We start from the raw sequence: 1,147 nt of genomic DNA on the forward strand, positions 1-1,147 counted from the left end.
AAAATCCCTTGTCTTTGACATGAAAAACGCCTCCGCCAATTTTGATGATTTTACAAAAGATTCCCGGGCTGACAATAAAGACTTTTGTTCTGAGCTTGATGATATTCTGCCTTATGAGGCAATCGAAAAATCCTACGAGAGACTTCTTGAGCTTGCAGAAGCCTTTACCGGCGTTTCATTTGAGTTTTTTCGCAAGGAAATGAAAGGCAGGCGCATAAAACTGCATGAATTTTATACGCTTACAATGCTGCCCTTCTGCCCCAAGCTTTATGACATCATAAACAGCAAGGAAATTCAGGAAAGAAAAATCCGCTTTCACGCTAAAAGAAGCGATTCAAAAATCTTCAATCATTTTTGCAGAAAGTACAAAATAAAAAATACAAAAACACTCCGGAAAGCTTTTGCAGAACGGCCGGGTGTCCTAATCACATTTTTACGGCTTAAGGATGCAGGATTCCGCGACATCAATCTTTATAACTATGTAATAAAAAGCAAAGAAAAATCCGGAATAATAGACAATGTGGATTCCAAATCGCTTGAATTCTTTTGCCGTTACAGTATAAAAAAACGCGGGCAAAAAGCCACCATGAATACAATTTTCAGAGGAACAGAACATATACGGTATGATTTTGTCAATCTTTATGACAGTCTTAAGATGTTCGAAAAATATTTCAGGCATCTTCCGGATACGCTGAAAAATGACATTATGACCGATGGCTTTACGGAATTTAATCACAACGCGCTTTCGAGCCTTGCCTACCGGTATGAAAACAAGAACATAATTTTTTCATACACAGACGAAGAAAAAAGCCTTGAGGATGAAATCAGAGGATATTCATTCCGCCTGCCTAAAGATTCCTACCAGCTCTGCGAAATCGGCAGCGCGCTTCACAACTGCGTGGCAAGTTATTCTGAACGTATAAAAAACAAGGAATGTCTAATCGTATACGTTACAAAAGATGATGAATATAAAATCTGCATTGAAGTCCGCGGAAAAGAGACTTTCCAGGAACGGATAGACCGAAATTATATTCCAGACAGAGACCAGCGGATTCTGCTTGCAAGATGGAGAGGCAAGCACGGTCTCCGGTTCAGCTAAAAGGACAGGCAAAAGCAAAAATGTTTTCATCAACAAACAGCAATTTTA

General features: G+C 39.2%; 1 protein-coding gene. It reads left to right on the plus strand.

The window, feature by feature from the left end:
- The coding region (locus tag B4C08_RS04670; protein WP_296663489.1) for a PcfJ domain-containing protein at positions 1-1,099 on the plus strand (1,099 nt) is incomplete at its 5' end.
- Between the last annotated feature and the right edge of the window lie 48 nt (positions 1,100-1,147).

Origin of the sequence: Treponema sp. UBA753 (genome assembly GCF_002297325.1) — a bacterium.
Lineage (GTDB): Bacteria > Spirochaetota > Spirochaetia > Treponematales > Treponemataceae > Treponema_D.